This window comes from Halorubrum lacusprofundi ATCC 49239 (assembly GCF_000022205.1).
GTDB classification, from domain to species: Archaea; Halobacteriota; Halobacteria; order Halobacteriales; family Haloferacaceae; genus Halorubrum; species Halorubrum lacusprofundi.
In genome coordinates, this window is sequence record NC_012029.1 from 2,202,585 (window position 1) to 2,219,483 (window position 16,899).

The following is a 16,899-nucleotide window of genomic DNA, read 5'->3' on the forward strand; positions in this document are numbered from 1 at the left end:
TCCGCGCATCAGCGACCGCGGCCCCCGCCCCGAAAGGATGCTTTCAAGCGGGCGCTCGCCGAACCGACGTGCATGTACGACGGCCTCAAGGGATTCCGCGATTTCTACCCCGGCGAGCAGTCGGCCCGCCGCGAGGTGACGGACGCGATCGAGGACGCCGCGAGTCGGTACGGCTTCCGAGAGATCGCCACCCCCGCGCTCGAACGGACAGAAATGTACGTCGACAAGTCCGGCGAGGAGATCGTCGAGGAGCTGTACGCCTTCGAGGATAAGGGCGGCCGCGGCGTCTCGATGACCCCGGAGCTCACGCCGACCGTCGCCCGGATGGTGGTCGCGAAGGGCCAAGAGCTCTCGAAGCCCATCAAGTGGATGTCCACCCGCCCGTTCTGGCGCTACGAACAGGTCCAACAGGGTCGGTTCCGCGAGTTCTACCAGACGAACATCGACGTGTTCGGCTCGTCGGCGCCCGAGGCCGACGCCGAGGTGCTGGCGGTGGCTGCCGATGCGCTCACGGATCTGGGGCTCACCAATGACGACTTCGAGTTCCGCGTCTCCCACCGCGACATCCTCGGTGGGCTGGTTCGGGCGCTCGCGGCCGACCCCGACGCGGTCGACACGAAGGCCGCGATCCGCGCGGTCGACAAGCGCGCGAAGGTCGACGACGGCGAGTACCTCGGGCTCCTCTCAGATGCCGGGCTGGACCGCGCGACCGCCCAGGAGTTCGACGACCTCATCTCGGACGTGGAGACCGTCGACGACCTTGACGCGGTCGCCGAGGCCGGCGGCGAGGATGTCGAGGCGGCAGTCGAGAACCTCCGGAACGTGCTCGCCGCCGCCGACGACTTCGGCGCCGGAGCGTTCTGTGAGGTCTCGCTGACGACCGCCCGCGGGCTCGACTACTACACCGGCGTCGTCTTCGAATGCTTCGACTCCACCGGCGAGGTGTCCCGCTCCGTCTTCGGCGGCGGGCGCTACGACGACCTCATCGAGAGCTTCGGCGGCCAACCCACCCCCGCGGTCGGGGTCGCGCCCGGTCACGCCCCCCTCTCGTTGCTCTGTCAGCGCGCCGGCGTGTGGCCCGACGAGGAGCTGACGACCGACTACTACGTGCTCAGCGTGGGCGACACGCGCTCGGAGGCGACCGCGCTCGCACGCGATCTCCGCGCGCTCGGCGACGACGTGGTCGTCGAACAGGACGTCTCCGGCCGGTCGTTCGGCGCGCAGCTCGGTTACGCCGACTCGATCAACGCGGAGACGGTGGTCGTCGTCGGTGAGCGCGACTTGGAGAACGGCGAGTACACCGTGAAGGACATGGCGAGCGGCGACGAGACGACCGTTCCGGTCGAGGAGTTCCCGCCCGAAGGGGGAGAGGAGCTCCCGACCTACGAGGACTACGAGTAGCGCTCCGGCGCGCCAGTCCGCCTCCCCGACCGCCGGTCGGCCGGCCTCAACAATTTTTAACCACACAGTGGGACCGTGGAGACGATGGTCCCGCCCGTGACAGCGATTCCTCCCGGCGAGATCGCCCTCCGCGTCGCCGCCGGCGTCGCCCTCATCCTGATCAACGCGTACTTCGTGGCGATCGAGTTCGGGCTGACGCGGCTCCGTCAGTATCCCGAGTCGGAGATGGACACGCCCGGACTGCGGCGCGCCTGGGAGATGACGGACGACCTGGAGTTCTACCTGACGACCTGTCAGGTGTGGATCTCCGGGACCAGCATCGCGCTCGGTATCGTCGCGGAGCCGGGGATCGCGGCGCTGTTCGCCCCGCTCGTCGAGAATACGACGTTCGCGTCCGCCGGCGCGGGCTCGCTGTTGGCGTTCCTGCTCATCAACATGGCCCACCTCACGCACGGCGAGCAGACGCCGACGTACCTCGGCGTCGAACGCTCGAAGCAGGTGGCCCAGTACGGCGCCCGGCCGCTGTACTGGTTCGCGTGGCTCATCTCGCCGGTGATCAAGTTCGGCGACTGGGTCGCGAAGGCGACGCTCCGGCTGTTCGGCGTCGAGATGACCGGCTCGTGGACCGAGACCGAAGGCGAGGTGTTGGAGACCCGCACCCAGCTTCGCGCCCGCCTCGGGTCGATGATGAAAGAGGTCGATCTTCCCGAGGAGCGCCGCGAGGAAGTCCTCAACGCGCTCGACGTCGACGAGCTCGCCGTGCGGGAGGTGCTGACGCCGGCCGACGAGATCGTCTCGCTGTCGACGGCGGCGTCAGTCGAAGAGAATCTCGACCGGATCCGCGACACCCCGCACAGTCGCTTCCCGCTCGTGGGCGACGAGATGACCGACTTCGAGGGGATCGTCTACGCTCCCTCGATCATCTCCAACTTCGAGGCGCTCCGGCGAGAAGAGACGACCTTCGCCGAACTCGCCGCCCCACCGATGGCGATTTCGGCGATGACGAGCGTTAGCGACGCCTTCGACCAGTTCCAGGCGGAGTCGCAGGAGCTCGCACTCGTCATCGAGGACGGCGAGGTGGTCGGGCTGATCACCGCGACCGACGCCATGGAGGCGGTGATGGGACAGCTCGAAGACCCGCTGGACGCGGACAATTTATAAGTAGTCCGGCGGCCGGCGGGTCGACGCCCTCACTTGAACGCCTCCCGGAGGAACACGAGCGCACCGCCTAACATCGCGAGGTTGCCGAAGAAGGCGAGCCGCTCGCCGCTTTTGTCGTCCTCGTCGGCGTTCCAGAAGTCGTGCATCGTCGCCGTCACCACCGTTAGGAAGGCGACGGCCGCACCGGTCGCGACTCGCGGGAGCCGCCAGAGGGCGATACCGACGCCCGCGGCCACCATCATCCCGGATGCGAACGGGGCCGCGAGGTCGGGCTCCGGCACCCCCGCCGACTCCGCGTACTCGATCGTGTCCTCCATGTCGCGGAAGTCCTCCGAGGCCTGCGCGGCGAGGCCGACTCCGAGCAGGACGCGGCCGATCCGCGAGGGCGCGCCGCGGTCGATCCGCTCCGTCTCCTCCGTGGTTTCGTCGTCGCTCATGGGTCGATCAACGGTAGCATGCACCATAAAAAGCGGTGCGGCCGGCGGCGACGGATGACTGCCACCGGAGAATCGGTCAGTCCGCGGTCGCGGCGGGCGCGTCATGCTCAATCTCGGTGCCGAGAAGGTCGAGGAACTGCGCGATCCACTCGGGGTGGTCGGGCCACGCCTGCCCGGTGACGAGGTTCCCGTCGGTGGTCACGCCGTCGACCCACGAGCAGCCCGCGGCCTCGACCTCGGGCCTGACCGCGGGGTACGCCGTCATCTCGTAGCCGTCGAGCACGCCGGCCGCCGCGAGGATCTGCGGACCGTGACAGATCGACGCGACCGGCTTATCGGCCTCGAAGAAGTGCCGCACTGTGTCGAGCACCTCGTCGTAGCCGCGGAGGTACTCGGGGGCGCGTCCGCCGGGAACGACGAGCGCGTCGTAGTCGGCCGGGTCGATCTCGTCGAACCCGTGCGTGAGCGCGAAGTCGTGGCCGCGAGTCTCCAGATACGTCTGGTCGCCCCGAAAGTCGTGGATCGCGGTCTTGACCGTCTCTCCGTCCTCCTTCTCCGGGCAGACCGCGTGGACCTCGTGGCCGACCGCCTGCAGCGCCTGAAACGGGACCATGATCTCGTAGTCCTCGCCGAAGTCGCCGACGATCATCAGTATCTGTTGTCCTGTCATGTATACAACACCACAGGAACGTACGCTTCGCGGACAGATAACGATACTGGCGAGCGGTACCACACGTCACGAACATCGGCGGAACGCGCGCGAGGAGGACGCGATCGCCTTCGTCGATCCGCTTATAAACCCATATTTAAACGCCGCGGCCCTGCAGCTTCTCCTCGTCGGGCAGGTCCTCGTTCGACTGGCCCTTCATCCCCTTGCCGATGCCGGAGGCGATGTCGGCGAGCTCGTCGGGGTCGTCCCAGTTGTTGACGGCCTCGACGATCGCCGTGCCCATCGCCTCGGGGTCCTCCGCGCCGAAAATGCCGGACCCGACGAAGATGCCGTCACAGCCGTGGTACATCATCAGCGCGGCGTCGGCGGGCGTCGCGATGCCGCCGGCCGCGAAGTTGACGACCGGGAGGCGACCGGCCTCGGCGGTCTCGTGGACCAGGTCACGGGGGGCGCCGTGTTCGCGGGCCCACTTCTCGCGCTCCTCGTGGTTGAGGCCGGTGAGCGTCCGGATCTGAGTTTTGATGGTGCGCTGGTGTTTGACGGCCTGATTCACGTCGCCGGTGCCGGCCTCGCCCTTCGTCCGGATCATCGCCGCGCCCTCGCGGATGCGCCGGAGCGCCTCGGGGAGGTCGCGTGCGCCGCAGACGAACGGGGACGCGAAGTCGCGTTTGTCGGTGTGGTACTCGTCGTCGGCGGGCGTGAGCACCTCCGACTCGTCGATCATGTCGACGCCGAGCGACTCCAGGATCTCCGCCTCCTTTCGGTGGCCGATCCGGGATTTCCCCATCACCGGGATCGACACTTCGTCGATGATCTCGGTGACGTTCTCGGGGTCGGGCATCCGCGCGACGCCGCCGCGCTTGCGGATATCGGCCGGGACGGCCTCGAGCGCCATCACCGCGACCGCACCGGTATCCTCCGCGATTCGGGCCTGCTCGCGCGTGACGACGTCCATGATGACCCCACCTTTTTGCATCCGCGCGAAGCCGCGCTTGACCAGGTCGGTTCCCCGCTTCAGCTCCTCCAGATCCGTGGCCTCTGGCATGTCCGATCGGTGGACCGCCGACCACTTAACGGGTCGCTTTACCGGAGGTTACGGCGCTACGGGGATCGAAAACGGGGCGCTTCGCTCGCGGTTTCCATCCCGGTCGCTGTCTCGACGACCACTCTGCTTGACCGACCGCAACCGCGAAGTCCCTCGGCACCGAGAGACGACCCGTGACCACCGGAGCCATCCTCGCCGGGGGGCGCTCGACGCGCTTCGGCGACCGAGACAAGGCCGTCGCCCCGCTTGCGGGGGTTCCGATGATCCGCCGCGTCGCAGACCGACTGGCCGGCGACGACGATCCCGTCCCGCCGGGCGCCGAGCGCGCCGCCGGCGGCGACCCGGTCGTCGACGAATTCGTGATAAATTGTCGGCCCGATCAGCGAGAAGCGATCGGAGACGCGCTCGACGGCCTCCCGCTTCCGCTCCGCTGGGCGGTCGACGACGAGCCCGACCTCGGACCGGTCGCGGGCATTCGGAACGCCTGTCGAGCCGCCTCGGGCGAGTACGTCGCCGTCGTCGCCTGCGACATGCCGTTCGTCGACCCGAGTTTTCTGGCGGGGCTCGCCGCCGACGCCGCGGGCCACGAGGCGGCGATCGCCCGGCTCGACGACCGCTGGCTCCAGACGACACAGGCGGTCTACCGCGCAGAGCCGATGGCGGCCGCCTGCGATCGGGCCCTCGCCCGCGGCGACCGGAAGGTGCTGGCGCCGCTCGACGACCTCGACTGCGTCGTCGTCGGCGACGCGGAGATCCGCGAGCGCACCACGGCACACACGTTCACGAACGTCAACACGCAAGCGGAGCTTGCGGAGGCGGAGACCGCGATCGGGGAGGCGCTCGACGATGCCGACGCCCGGTGATCGAAGGCCGGAGAAGTGAACTCGCGGAGGGCCGCGATCAGTTCGTCAACAGCTCGTACGCCTCGTTCAGCTCCTTGAACGCCGTCTCGTCGCCGTCCTCCCCGTCTGGATGGAGCCGCTTCGCCCGCTCTCGGTAGGTGGACCGGATCGTCTCTCGATCGGCGGTCCGGTTGAGCCCGAGCGTCTCGTAGGCCTCGCGTTCGGACATCCCGCTCGTCGGCGGGGCGCGATCGCGGGGGTCGCCGGCACCGCCGCCGGCTCCTCCGGCCCCAGCCGCCGACCGAGCCCTGCGACCACGGGCATTTCCCGCCGCCCCGCGGCCGAATCTATCGCCCGTCGCACCGGCCGACCGGTACGCCGACCGGCGGTGTTCGGCGGCTCTCGCCCGCTGGCGGGCCCGAGCGCGCTCTCCGGGTCCCGCTCGCGCGGCCTCGCGTTGAACGCGATCACGGAGCCGGCCGCTGGCGTGATACCACAGGAAGTACGCGACGATACCGAACGGAACGGCGACCGCCAACAGGACGGGGGAGACGACGACTCCGGCGACCAGCAACAGGGCCGTCAGCCCGATGAACGTCGCTGCCATGCCGACGACGATCGCGCGATTTGTCACGGGTTCTCTCGGGGTTCCAGCGTTGTAAGCGCTCGGGCGCGGCGGGTGGTTCGGCGCGGGAACCGACCGCCTCCGCACCGTTTATCCCCACGGGCGACCGGACTCGTGGTATGCCGACTGCGGACCACGAGACGGTGACCGGGCTCCCGCCGGGGATCGCCGCCGCCCGCGAGGAGCTGACACCGATGCTCTCGCAGTACGCCGACCTGTGTGCAGCCCACGAGGACGCCCTCGTGTTGTTCCAGGTCGGCGACTTCTACGAGGCGTTCTGCGAGGCGGCCGAGGCGGTCGCCGGCGTCTGCGAGGTGACGCTGACGGAGCGCTCCGACTCCACCGGCGACTACCCGATGGCCGGGATCCCCATCGACAACGCCGCGCCCTACCTCGGATCGCTCCTCGATGCCGGCTACCGCGTCGCCCTCGGCGATCAGGTCGAAGACGCCGAGCAGGCGTCCGGGCTCGTCGACCGCGCCGTCACCGAGGTGATCACTCCCGGGACCGTCGTCGAAGACGAGCTGCTGGAGGCGGGGACGACGAACTACGTGGCGGCGGTGGCGGGCGGAGGCGAGGACGGCGAGAGCGACGACGCCCCCGAGCCGGCCCCCGTCGGCCTCGCCGCCGTCGACGTCTCGACCGGCGAGTGTCTCGTCACCGCGGGCGACCGCGACACGGTCGCGGAGGAGCTCGACCGGATCGCACCCGCCGAGCTGATCGCGGGACCGGACACCCCCGACTTCAAGCCGGCCGACGCCGAGCGCGGCTGGACGGTCCACGAGTACGATTCCGGCGTTTTCGAGCGGCGAGCCGCGATCGAACGACTGGAGCCGTACCTCCCCGCGCCCGACCGCCGGTTTGACGGCGACGCCGAGCTACGTGCGGCTGGCGCCGTGCTCGCGTACGCCGAGTACACGCAGGGCGACGACGGCCCGCTCTCGTACGTTACCCGGATCCGGCGGTACGACCCGCGCGACCGGCTCCGGCTCGACGCGGCGGCCCAGCGCAGCCTCGAACTGTTCGAGAACCGCGGACTGGGCGCGAGCGACACCCTGTTCGACGCGCTCGACGAGACGAGGTGCGCGCTCGGCCGGCGGTGTTTAGAACGGTGGCTCCGTCGCCCGCTCGTCGACGCCGACGCGATCCGGAGCCGCCACGACGCGGTCGGCGAGCTGGCCGATCGCACCCTCGTCCGTGAGGGAGTCGCCGACGCGCTCGCGGCCGCCTACGACCTCGAACGCCTCGTCGGACGGATCTCCCGCGGACGGGCCGACGCTCGCGACCTGCGCTCGCTGCACGCGACGCTCGCGGTCGTGCCGGATCTGAAGGCGACGCTGGCGGGGGGGAACGGTGGGGACGATAGAGAGGGCGGAACCGACGCCGACCGCCCCCGCACCGACCACCTCCGCGACCTCCGCGACCGCCTCGACGAGCTGACCGAGGTCCGCGAGCTGATCGACGACGCTATCGCCGCAAACCCCCCGCCGGAGATCACCGAGGGCGGCGTGATCGGCGAGGGGTTCGACGACGACCTCGACGCCCTCCGCGCCACCGAGCGCGAGGGGCGCGAGTGGGTCGCAGACTTGGAGGCGAGCGAGCGCGAGCGCACCGGGATCGACTCGCTGTCGGTCGGCCACAATCAGGTCCACGGCTACTACATCGAGGTGACCGACGCCAACCTCGACCGCGTCCCCGACGACTACCGCCGCCGACAGACGCTGAAGAACAGCGAGCGCTACTACACGCCCGAACTGAAGGAGCGCGAAGAGGAGATCGTCGGCGCCGCGGAGCGCGCGGACGCCTTGGAGTACGAGCTGTTCGTCGACGTGCGCGAGCGCGTCGGGAGCGAGACGGAACGGATACAGGGGCTCGCGGACGCGATCGCCGAGATCGACGCGCTCCGCTCGCTGGCGACCGTCGCCGTCGAGTACGACTACGTCCGCCCGGAGATCGTCGACGAACCCGCTTCCGATACGAACGCCGGCGTCGAGATCGAAGGGGGCCGCCACCCGGTCGTCGAGCGCGCCGAGGAGTCGTTCGTCCCGAACGACGCGGACCTCCCGCGCGGGTCGATCGCGGTTATCACGGGGCCGAACATGAGCGGGAAGTCAACGTACATGCGGTCGGTCGCGCTCGCGGTCGTGTTAGCGCAGACCGGCTCGTTCGTCCCCGCGCAGGCGGCCTCGCTCCCCGTCTTCGACCGGCTGTTCACCCGCGTCGGCGCCTCCGACGACATCGCCGGCGGCCAGTCGACGTTCATGCGCGAGATGAGCGAGCTGACCGAGATCCTCCACGACGCCGGCCCGGACTCCCTCGTCCTCCTCGACGAGGTGGGCCGCGGTACCGCCACGACCGACGGGCGGGCCATCGCCCGCGCGGCCGCCGAGTTCATCCACGACGAGCTCGGCGCGACCGCCATCTTTGCCACCCACTACCACGACCTGACCGACCTCGCGGCTGAGCGCGAGCGCGTCTTCAACCTCCACTTCACGGCGACCCGCGAGGACGGCGACGTGACGTTCCTCCACCGGATCGTCCCCGGCGCCTCCTCTTCCTCGTACGGCGTCGAGGTCGCCGAACTCGCCGGCGTGCCGGCGCCCGTCGTCGAGCGGTCCCGTTCGCTGGTGACCGCCGACACTGCGGGTGGCTCCCCTGACAGCGAAGCCGCGTCGGAGGACGACGAGTCGGATGGGCGGGACGCACCGGCCGAGGAGGAGAAGCCGGACAGCGTTTCGCTCCGCGAGTTCCTCGCCGAGGAGAGCGCGGGCGACGACGCCGACGACACCCCGAGCGCGAGCGACGACGTTCCAAACGCGAGCGACACGGACGGCAATATCGACACCCCGACCGCAGACGATCGGGCCGGAGTCGACGCCGAAAGCGACCTGACCGCCGATCTCCGCGATCTCGACCTCGCCCGGATGACGCCAATAGAGGCGCTGAACGCCCTCCACGACCTCCAGTCGCGAGCCGACGATGACGGGTGAGGAGCGCACTGCCGGCGGGGGAGCGGGAACCCCGGACCGCGTCCGCCGGCTCGATCCCGCCACCGTCGACCGGATCGCCGCCGGCGAGGTAGTCACTCGTCCCGCCCGAGTCGTCGGCGAACTGATCGACAACGCGCTCGACGCCGGCGCCTCGCGGGTCGAGGTCGCGGTCGAGGGCGACGGCACCGACCGGATCCGGGTCGACGACGACGGCCGCGGAATGAGTCGCGAGGACGCCCGACTCGCCGTCGAGCGCCACGCGACGAGCAAGCTCGCACCCGACGGCGACCCGGTCGGCGTCGGCTCGCTCGGCTTCCGCGGCGAGGCGCTGGCGGCGATCGCCGAGGCCGCGCGGCTCGAACTCGTCACCAGCGACGGCGACCCGGTCGGGACGCGGGTGGTCGTCGGCGGGGCGGCGAGCGACCTCGATTCGGACGGTCCCGCCGTCACCGACGCCGGACGCGCCCGCGGCACCACCGTCGTCGTCGAGGATCTGTTCGCGACCCGACCCGCGCGTCGGGAGTCGCTGGCGGGGTCGGCGGCCGAGTTCGCGCGGGTCTCCTCGCTGGTCGCTGACTACGCGCTCGCGAACCCCGGAGTGGCGTTCACGCTGGATCACGACGGGTCGCGGACGCTGTCGACGCCCGGGTCCGGGATCACGGAGGCGCTGCTCGGCGTGTACGACCGCGAGACCGCGAGCCGCTCGACGGAGATCGCGGCGAGCGTCGAGATCGAGAGAGAGGGGGGAGGCGTCGGAGGAGACGGGGCCGCGTCGACCGCGGTCGAGGTCGCCGGCGCCCTCGCGTATCCCTCGGTAACGCGTTCTTCTCGGGACCACGTTCGAGTCTCGGTGAACGGGCGCCCGGTCCGGAACGACCGGCTCGCGGCCGCGGTCCGAGCGGGATACGGCCGCCTGCTCCCTGACGGCCGCGAGCCGGTGGCAACCATCGACGTGTCGCTGCAGCCCGCCCGCGTGGACCCGAACGTTCACCCGGCGAAGCGGGAGGTCGGGCTCCGCGACGCCGACGCGGTCGCGGACGCTGTCGAGTCGGTCGTCGCCGACGCGCTCACGGGTGCCGACCTCCGGCGGAAAGCCGAGGTCGAGACGGGACTCGACGGGGCGTTAGAGCCGGTCGGTGGCGAGGAGGGCGAGCGCCTGGCGACGTTTGCGGACGCGGACCCGATCGGGACGTTCTGCGACCTCTACCTCCTCGTCGAGGCCGGCGACGAGCTGCTCGTGGTCGACGGCCACGCCGCCCACGAGCGCGTGAACTACGAGTGGCTCGCCCGGGCGTTCGATGGCGAGGCGGTGCCGACCGCCGACCTCGACCCGCCGGTGGCCGTCTCGCTGTCGGCCGACGAGGCGGCGGCCGCGGAGGCGCACGCCGACGCCCTCGCCGCACTCGGGTTCGAGACGGAGCCGTTCGGCGGGGGGACCGTCAGGCTCCGGACCGTCCCGGCGCCGTTCGGGCACGCGGTCGACGCGACCGCGTTCCGCGATGCGCTCGCGACCCTCTCAGGCGGGGCGTCGCCGCGGGACGCCCGCGAAACGCTGCTCGCCGATCTGGCGTGTCACCCGTCGCTGAAGCGCGGCGAGATCGGGGATCTTGATGCGGAGGAGCTGCGATCGCTGCTCGATCGGCTCGGCGAGTGCGACCGCCCGTACGCGTGTCCGCACGGTCGGCCGACCGTTCTTTCGGTGGACGAAGCGACGTTCGCAGCCGGGTTCGGGCGAGACCGATAGCGGAACCGGCTTGGTTCGGGGACGACGTCGCACTCGGTCGATTCGGAATTGTCGACCGGTATCTATTAACACGACCGGAGCAGGAGTGTTCGCATGGACGAGCCGATCGAGCCGACCCGAGGGTCGCTGCCGCGCGAGCGGTCCGGCGGTCGGTTCGCGGCGCCGGACGGCCTCCGTGACCTCGTCAAGCGACTCCTCGACTGGCTCCGGAGTCGAGCGGGGTCGGACTTGGAGGCCGTCTCGACGGCTACGACGATGCGAAACGTCGTCGACACGGACGCGCTCGACGACCGGACGCCGCCGAAGTGGGACGTGCAACACGACATGGTCACCTACGGGAGCGACACGCTCACCGACGTGCTCGTCTTCCGGCACGGCCCCACCAGACAGGAGTTAGTGGTGATGCCGGAGCGGAACACCGATCCGGAAGGAGAGATCAGCTTCTATCACACCGACCGCAACCGAGGCGCCCGCCACCTGCTGTCGATCGGCGCGGACTCGCTCACCGCGGCGCTCGGCTACATCCTCCAACGCATTGACCGGTTCGAGCAGCTGTTCGCCGGGCGAGGCGTCGAACTGCCGAGCGGCTACACCGACTCCTCAGAGCTGTAGCCCTCCGAAGGGCCGGTTCCGGGCGGCACTGCCCTCAGGCGGGACGGTTGTCCACCCGCCCCTTGCCGTTCGCCGAGCGCTCGACACGCTCGACGGTCTCGTCTGTCTCCGCCGTCTCCGGCGGGTACGAGACGGTCCGCTGCGGGTACGGGATGGAGATGTCCGCGTCCGCGAAGCGGCGCTGGATCGCCTCAACGGCGGTCGCCTTCGAGCGCCACCGCGCCTGCGGGGTCGGCGGGTCGATCCAGAAACGGAGGTCGAGCAAGATTGCGGAGTCGCCGAAGCCGGAGGGGATCACGTACGGCTTCGGGTTGTTGGCGATGGTGTCGATCTCGTCTAACACTTCCTTGGCGATCTCGCTCGCCTCTTCGGGGTCGTCGTCGTAGCCGATTCCGACCTCCATGTGGATCCGAAGCCGACCCTCGCGGCTCCGGTTCGTGATCGCCTGGTTGGTGACTAGGTCGTTGGGCACCACGACGTACTCGCCGTCGAAGTTCCGCATGTGGGTGTTCATGATCGTGATCTCGGTGACGAGCCCCTCCTGATCGCCGATCTCCACCCAGTCGCCGATCTCGAACGGGCGTGCGAACATCAGCACGAAGCCGGCGATCAGCGATCCGAGCGTCTGGCGGGCCGCCATCCCGAGCACGATCCCGAGGAACCCGGCGCCGACGAGGAGGCCGCCGAGGTTCACGCCCCAGATCCCGAGAACGGTTATCCCTGCGATCACCAGCACCCCCACCTGCATGATTCGACTGAGCAGTTGCTCTTGGTGGGCGGTGATGCGGTCGCTGTCGGCCGAGAGGTCCTCGACGTACTCCTCTAACACGTCGCTCCCGACGTAGGCGGCGCCGAGAAGCACCGCGGAGAGGAGCGCCTGTGCGCCGATAGTGAGCGCGTTCTCCGCGACCGGAAGCACCGCGACCACGACCGCGAACTGCCCCCACAACGCCAAGATTGCAACGGCCGCAATCGCGAACAGCACAAGCTGGAGGAGCCCGACGAACAGCCGCAGCCCGAACGAGACCGGGACGGCCTCCTGTAGCGTCTCGATCGAACTCTCGGCCCGTCCGTCGAGGAACCGTTCCAGCCAGTGCGTCACGACCCGCTCTGCGGCCCGGACGCCCCGCGGGAGGAGCAGCCAGCCGACGGCGAGCGTCACGAGCAAGATTCCGGCGGTCACCGCGAGGCGGGCCTCCGTGGTCGCGACGCTCCCCAACAGCGCGTCGAGTCGCATTCCGAGTTGTGCGGTCACTGTCCGACGGTTCTCCCTCGCGTTTAAAAATGGTCCCCTGCGGCTATCGCCCAAGAGAACGGGGCGCAAAGCCCGGAGTCACCGATCCCGGAGTCACCGATCCCGGTCAGCGACCGCGCCGGAGCTCCTCGATCAGCTGTTCGATGAGCGCGGACTGTCTGTCGAGGCGTTCAGACTGCTGTTCGACAGTGTGACGCAGTTCGGCTACCTCCGTCGCGAGGTCCTCACCCTCAACGCCGGCGCTCTCGAACGGCGAGCCGTCGAAGGCGTCTGCGTCGACCGGATCGGCGTGGTCGACGTGGTCGGCCGGCGCGGTCGTGTCTTGGGATTCGGTCGCGTCGGTCGGAGCGATCTCCTCCCCCGTCGCCTCGCCCGTGGCGTCGCTCGCGAAGTCGGTCTCGGACCGCGCCGTCGGATCGGCGTCGACGGCCCGACCCGAAGCCGGATCCGCGTTCTGGTCGTCTGAGAGCGGATCGTCGGCGAGCGGATCGTCTGAGAGCGGATCGTTGGCGTCGACCGCGTGGCCGTCGACGGGCTCCTTGACGGACTCCGCGTTCGGAGCGGTCTCGGTGTCTTCCGCGACCGACGAGGCTGACCCTCCGCCGCGCGTCAGCCGCTCGTTGGCCATCGTCTCGCCTCCCGACTCCGCGTTCGGCGCCGACTCGCCCTCGGTCCCCGCCTCCGCTTCGGCTTCCGCGTCAGCGACCGGCGAGGCCGACAGCGGGTCGGGCCCTTCACCGAAGTCGGTGGTGCTCCCGCCGTCGTCTCCGGCGGCTACACCCCCGCTATCGTCGTCGCCCTGATCGGCGACGGTCACGCGGAACTCTTCGAGGCTGTCGACGCCGTGGTACGCGCAGACGGCGTCGACGAGCGTCTCCCGGACGGCCCGGGCGGACTCGTTGGGGGCTTTAAACCGCTCGGAGCGCCCGCCGTGGGTCAACACGACCGCGGTTGCAACGGTCCCCTCCTCGAAGTCGAGGTCGGTGATGTCGGCGTAGGCGAACTCCTCGAACTCCTCGTCCCAGACCGCGGAGCCGACGTGTTTGACGAGCCGCTCGCTGGTGACGACGAGCGTGAGCTCGGAGAAGCGGAAGGTTTGGATGACGGACTCGCCGGGATCGGTGACGCCCGTCGCGGAGAGGACGCCCGCGAGGACCGGGTGGAGCACGTCGTCGGCGCGTTTGGTCGGTACCGAGATTGTCTCGTCGCCGTTGAGGCCGTAGCCGAGGGTGAGTTTCGCCTTGCGGCGACCCGTCGAGACCGCGATGCGCTCGACGTCGTGGGAGTACTCCGCGACCGACTCGTCCGACAGCAGGCCGTCGCCGCGATAGACGAGCGTCCGCGTCGGCGTGACCGCGAGTCGGTCGGCTCCCCCGAGCGGGACCTCGGCCACGACCTCCTCGTCGCCGACGGTCCCCGCGAGCAGTTCGGGAAGGCTCATATCGCGGATATCCGACCCGTCGGCCATAAATCCGCAGGGTCCGCGTCGGCGACTACAGCGACCGAGCCGGAACCGATCGCCCGCGAGACTCTGTCACGGGTTCGCAACCCTCCGGCGGATGGGAAGGTTAAAGGGTTTCATCGCGGTACGGAAGAGTGAGGCCGGGTGGCTTAGCTGGACATAGCGCCGCACTCATAGGGTTCGGAGATTCGGTGCGGTGACGCCTTGGAAGCGTCCGCGTCCTTCCCGTGGCTCCGCCGAGCCTCGGACCTGGGACATGCGGAGATCGTGGGTTCGGAGCCCACCCCGGCCATCTTCTTTCCGTCGCGACCGAAATAATTGGACAGCGGCAGCGGTGCAAACCGCGGTTTGCACAGCCGTCGACGAACGCGCACAGTATCCCGATCACCGCAGTCTGACCGCCGACAGCGCCGCCAGAATGACCGGAAACACGACGAAAAAGGCGATGACGCCGGCGAACGTGCGTAGGGCGATAAACGCCGCGTCGCGCCAGTCGAGGGCGGCGAGACGACCATCGGAGAAGAGGATGACTGCGGTCACGGAGAGAAACGCGAGCGTCCACAGCACCGCCCCGAGTCTGCGGAGGTGCGCCTCGTCGACGCTTGCGGCGGGACCGGTGATCGGGTCACCACCGTGGAACTGCGCATCGTCCATACCGGATAATCATTTCGAACTGACATATACTGATCCGTTTGTTAACAGGATTATCGTCCGGATTCATCTCCGATCGCCGCGTGCCGGGTCGAAACGCCTACGGATCCCGGCCGCGACGGCGACCGTATGCAAGCGCGTGAGCTGATGGAATCCGACGTGAAGACGGTCGCCCCCGACGACGACGTGGCGGACGCGTTCAAGAAGTTCGCTCGCTACCCGTTCAGCGGGTTCCCCGTCGTCGACGAGGAGGATCGCGTGGTCGGCGTCGTCACCGAGTCCGACCTCGTGGACCTGTTCGAGCCGGACGACGAGACGCTGTGGATCCCGATCGGACTCCCGCCGTTCGTCGACACGCTCACTTATCAGGTGAAGGCCCCGTGGGCCGACCTCGATCTGGGCGTCGACATGGTCCGGAACGCCGACCGCTTGATCTCGGACGTGATGAGCACCGACGTGGCGACGGTGACGCCCGACACCGATGTCGACGAGGTACTCGATCTACTCTCCGGCGACGATCCGAACATCAACCGTGTGCCGGTCGTCGACGACGATGGACGGCTCGTCGGCATCATCGCCCGTCAGGACGTTATTCGGGCGTTCCGAGACAAGCGGCTGGCGTGAGTATCGGTGGTGCAGTCGAACCGCGGTGGAGTCTAAGCGGCTCGTTTATAAGTGATAGACTTCTCCGCGGTGAGCACCTCCAAAGTCCCAGTCGTCGGCGGCGAAGCCGCCGGCGACGCCGCTCCTCGTTCACTTATAAATAGTCGTCGCTATCGCGGTTCGAATCGCTCACGTACTGAGAGTCGATCGATCGCCCGCCCCGTTCAGGGGTCGACTCGAACCAGCCACATGTCGGGATCCTCAAGCTCGGCGCTCGTCGGAAGGTTCTCGGGACGTTCCCAGACGGCGCCGGCCGCCTCGATCCCCCGGGCGTCGGCGACGTGTCGGAAGAAGGTGGCGCCGCGCTCGTACTGCCGGCGCTTCAGTCCGAGCCCGAGCAGCCGGCGCGCGAGCCGCTGGACCGGGCCGCCTCCGCCCCGACGCTCGTCAAGCTTCCGGCGGAGGTCGGCGTACTCGCCGTCGAAAGCACGGTCCATCAGCACCTCGGCGTACCCCTCGACCGCCGTCATCGCCGCCTGCAGCTCCGCAAACGGCTCGGTATCGAGCGCGTCGACCGGCAGCCCGCCCGCGGTCAGTCTGTCGCCGCCGGTGAGCCCCTTGATCCCGCGCTCAACCCGCGATTCGAGGTACTCGGGGAGCCACGGCGCCGCGCCGAACTCCGCCGCGTGCGTCACCTCGTGGAAAGCGATCCAGCGCCTGAACCGAGGGTACTCGACGTCGAGCGACGCCGCGACCGCGACGATGTTCGGGTGGACGAAGTAGAGCCCGTGGTCGGCGTCGGGCTCGTCGGCCAACAGGAGCGGGTCATACTGGCCGAGTACGTTGCGCGCTAAGAACCCGAGCGTGAACGCCATCGAGCCAGTGTTAGCGATCCGCGAGAGGTCCTGCGCGAACCCTCGCGTCAGGTCGCCGGTCGGGAAGCCCACGGGCCCGCCGGTCGGCTCGACGATCCCGCCGATCGGCTCCTCGCCGCCCCCGATCACCGCCCCCTCGTTGTCGGAATCGGTCGTCGCCGCCTCGATCGGCGCCATCACGTTCCGGAACGTGTCGACGCTGGCGTCGATCCAGTGGTGCCGGTTCTGCACCTCGATGCGGTCGGGCACGTCGAACTCGATACCGGCGACCTCGCGGAGACGGGAGCGCGCGTCGCGCACGTCGGCCGCGTACCCGGCTCGCTCCGCCTCGGTGAGGGCGATCGATCCGGAGTCGGTACTCGCCTTCGCGGCCGCCGCGGCCCGGTCCCAGTCGACGACGCCCGGCCCGCTGGCCTCGGAGACGGTCCGGAGGCTTCGGAGGATGTCCATGCGGACCGGAAGGGAGCACGCCTCAAGTCCCTTGTGTCAGTGGCGATAGCGGTATCGGAGCGACCCTCCGCCCCGC

15 protein-coding genes and 1 tRNA gene are annotated in these 16,899 nt (G+C 69.4%); 8 read left to right on the forward strand and 8 right to left on the reverse strand.

Annotated elements, in window-relative coordinates; genetic code table 11:
* The first annotated feature begins 72 nt into the window (after window positions 1–72).
* Window positions 73–1,401: a histidine--tRNA ligase gene (hisS, locus tag HLAC_RS11020; RefSeq protein WP_015910917.1), complete on the forward strand. Its 1,329-nt coding sequence runs from the start codon at window positions 73–75 to the stop codon at window positions 1,399–1,401.
* 84 nt (window positions 1,402–1,485) lie between these two features.
* Complete coding sequence (locus HLAC_RS11025; protein WP_015910918.1) at window positions 1,486–2,562, forward strand: CNNM domain-containing protein; 1,077 nt, start codon at window positions 1,486–1,488, stop codon at window positions 2,560–2,562.
* 29 nt (window positions 2,563–2,591) lie between these two features.
* Here HLAC_RS11025 and HLAC_RS11030 read toward each other — a convergent pair whose 3' ends face one another.
* The 3 genes from HLAC_RS11030 to pdxS form a co-directional block, all read right to left on the reverse strand.
* Window positions 2,592–2,999 (reverse strand): DoxX family protein, encoded by a 408-nt coding sequence (locus HLAC_RS11030; protein ID WP_015910919.1) that lies wholly within the window; start codon window positions 2,997–2,999, stop codon window positions 2,592–2,594.
* Between the two features lie 76 nt (window positions 3,000–3,075).
* Window positions 3,076–3,669, reverse strand: a complete 594-nt coding sequence (locus HLAC_RS11035; RefSeq protein ID WP_015910920.1) for a DJ-1/PfpI family protein — start codon at window positions 3,667–3,669, stop codon at window positions 3,076–3,078.
* A 136-nt stretch (window positions 3,670–3,805) separates the two neighbouring features.
* Window positions 3,806–4,714, reverse strand: coding sequence for a pyridoxal 5'-phosphate synthase lyase subunit PdxS (gene pdxS, locus HLAC_RS11040; RefSeq protein WP_015910921.1), 909 nt, complete (start codon window positions 4,712–4,714; stop codon window positions 3,806–3,808).
* A 173-nt stretch (window positions 4,715–4,887) separates the two neighbouring features.
* Between pdxS and mobA the strand changes: the two genes are divergently transcribed.
* Window positions 4,888–5,577: a molybdenum cofactor guanylyltransferase gene (mobA, locus tag HLAC_RS11045; protein ID WP_015910922.1), complete on the forward strand. Its 690-nt coding sequence runs from the start codon at window positions 4,888–4,890 to the stop codon at window positions 5,575–5,577.
* 37 nt (window positions 5,578–5,614) lie between these two features.
* On the opposite strand, the gene HLAC_RS11050 is transcribed toward mobA, so the two are convergent.
* Window positions 5,615–6,190 (reverse strand): J domain-containing protein, encoded by a 576-nt coding sequence (locus HLAC_RS11050; protein ID WP_049933567.1) that lies wholly within the window; start codon window positions 6,188–6,190, stop codon window positions 5,615–5,617.
* Between the two features lie 110 nt (window positions 6,191–6,300).
* On the opposite strand from HLAC_RS11050, the gene mutS reads away from it, so the two are divergent.
* The 3 genes from mutS (at window position 6,301) to HLAC_RS11065 (ending at window position 11,527) form a co-directional block, all read left to right on the forward strand.
* Window positions 6,301–9,171, forward strand: a complete 2,871-nt coding sequence (gene mutS / locus HLAC_RS11055; protein WP_015910924.1) for a DNA mismatch repair protein MutS — start codon at window positions 6,301–6,303, stop codon at window positions 9,169–9,171.
* On the forward strand, window positions 9,161–10,915 hold the full coding sequence (gene mutL / locus HLAC_RS11060; RefSeq protein WP_015910925.1) for a DNA mismatch repair endonuclease MutL: 1,755 nt from the start codon (window positions 9,161–9,163) through the stop codon (window positions 10,913–10,915). Before mutS ends, mutL begins: the two co-directional genes overlap by 11 nt.
* A gap of 93 nt (window positions 10,916–11,008) precedes the next feature.
* Complete coding sequence (locus HLAC_RS11065; protein WP_015910926.1) at window positions 11,009–11,527, forward strand: hypothetical protein; 519 nt, start codon at window positions 11,009–11,011, stop codon at window positions 11,525–11,527.
* A 34-nt stretch (window positions 11,528–11,561) separates the two neighbouring features.
* On the opposite strand, the gene HLAC_RS11070 is transcribed toward HLAC_RS11065, so the two are convergent.
* Together HLAC_RS11070 and HLAC_RS11075 are read right to left on the reverse strand one after the other, a co-directional pair.
* On the reverse strand, window positions 11,562–12,782 hold the full coding sequence (locus HLAC_RS11070) for a mechanosensitive ion channel family protein (RefSeq protein WP_170933363.1): 1,221 nt from the start codon (window positions 12,780–12,782) through the stop codon (window positions 11,562–11,564).
* Window positions 12,783–12,888: 106 nt separating this feature from the next.
* Window positions 12,889–14,223, reverse strand: a complete 1,335-nt coding sequence (locus tag HLAC_RS11075; protein WP_015910928.1) for a DUF7115 domain-containing protein — start codon at window positions 14,221–14,223, stop codon at window positions 12,889–12,891.
* A gap of 159 nt (window positions 14,224–14,382) precedes the next feature.
* On the opposite strand from HLAC_RS11075, the gene HLAC_RS18800 reads away from it, so the two are divergent.
* A tRNA-Met gene (locus HLAC_RS18800) sits at window positions 14,383–14,536 on the forward strand.
* A 92-nt stretch (window positions 14,537–14,628) separates the two neighbouring features.
* Here the strand turns inward: HLAC_RS18800 and HLAC_RS11085 are convergent.
* Window positions 14,629–14,898, reverse strand: coding sequence for a hypothetical protein (locus tag HLAC_RS11085; RefSeq protein WP_015910929.1), 270 nt, complete (start codon window positions 14,896–14,898; stop codon window positions 14,629–14,631).
* A 126-nt stretch (window positions 14,899–15,024) separates the two neighbouring features.
* On the opposite strand from HLAC_RS11085, the gene HLAC_RS11090 reads away from it, so the two are divergent.
* Window positions 15,025–15,519, forward strand: coding sequence for a CBS domain-containing protein (locus HLAC_RS11090; RefSeq protein ID WP_015910930.1), 495 nt, complete (start codon window positions 15,025–15,027; stop codon window positions 15,517–15,519).
* Window positions 15,520–15,722: 203 nt separating this feature from the next.
* Here HLAC_RS11090 and HLAC_RS11095 read toward each other — a convergent pair whose 3' ends face one another.
* Window positions 15,723–16,823: a zinc-dependent metalloprotease gene (locus HLAC_RS11095; RefSeq protein WP_015910931.1), complete on the reverse strand. Its 1,101-nt coding sequence runs from the start codon at window positions 16,821–16,823 to the stop codon at window positions 15,723–15,725.
* Window positions 16,824–16,899: the final 76 nt, after the last annotated feature.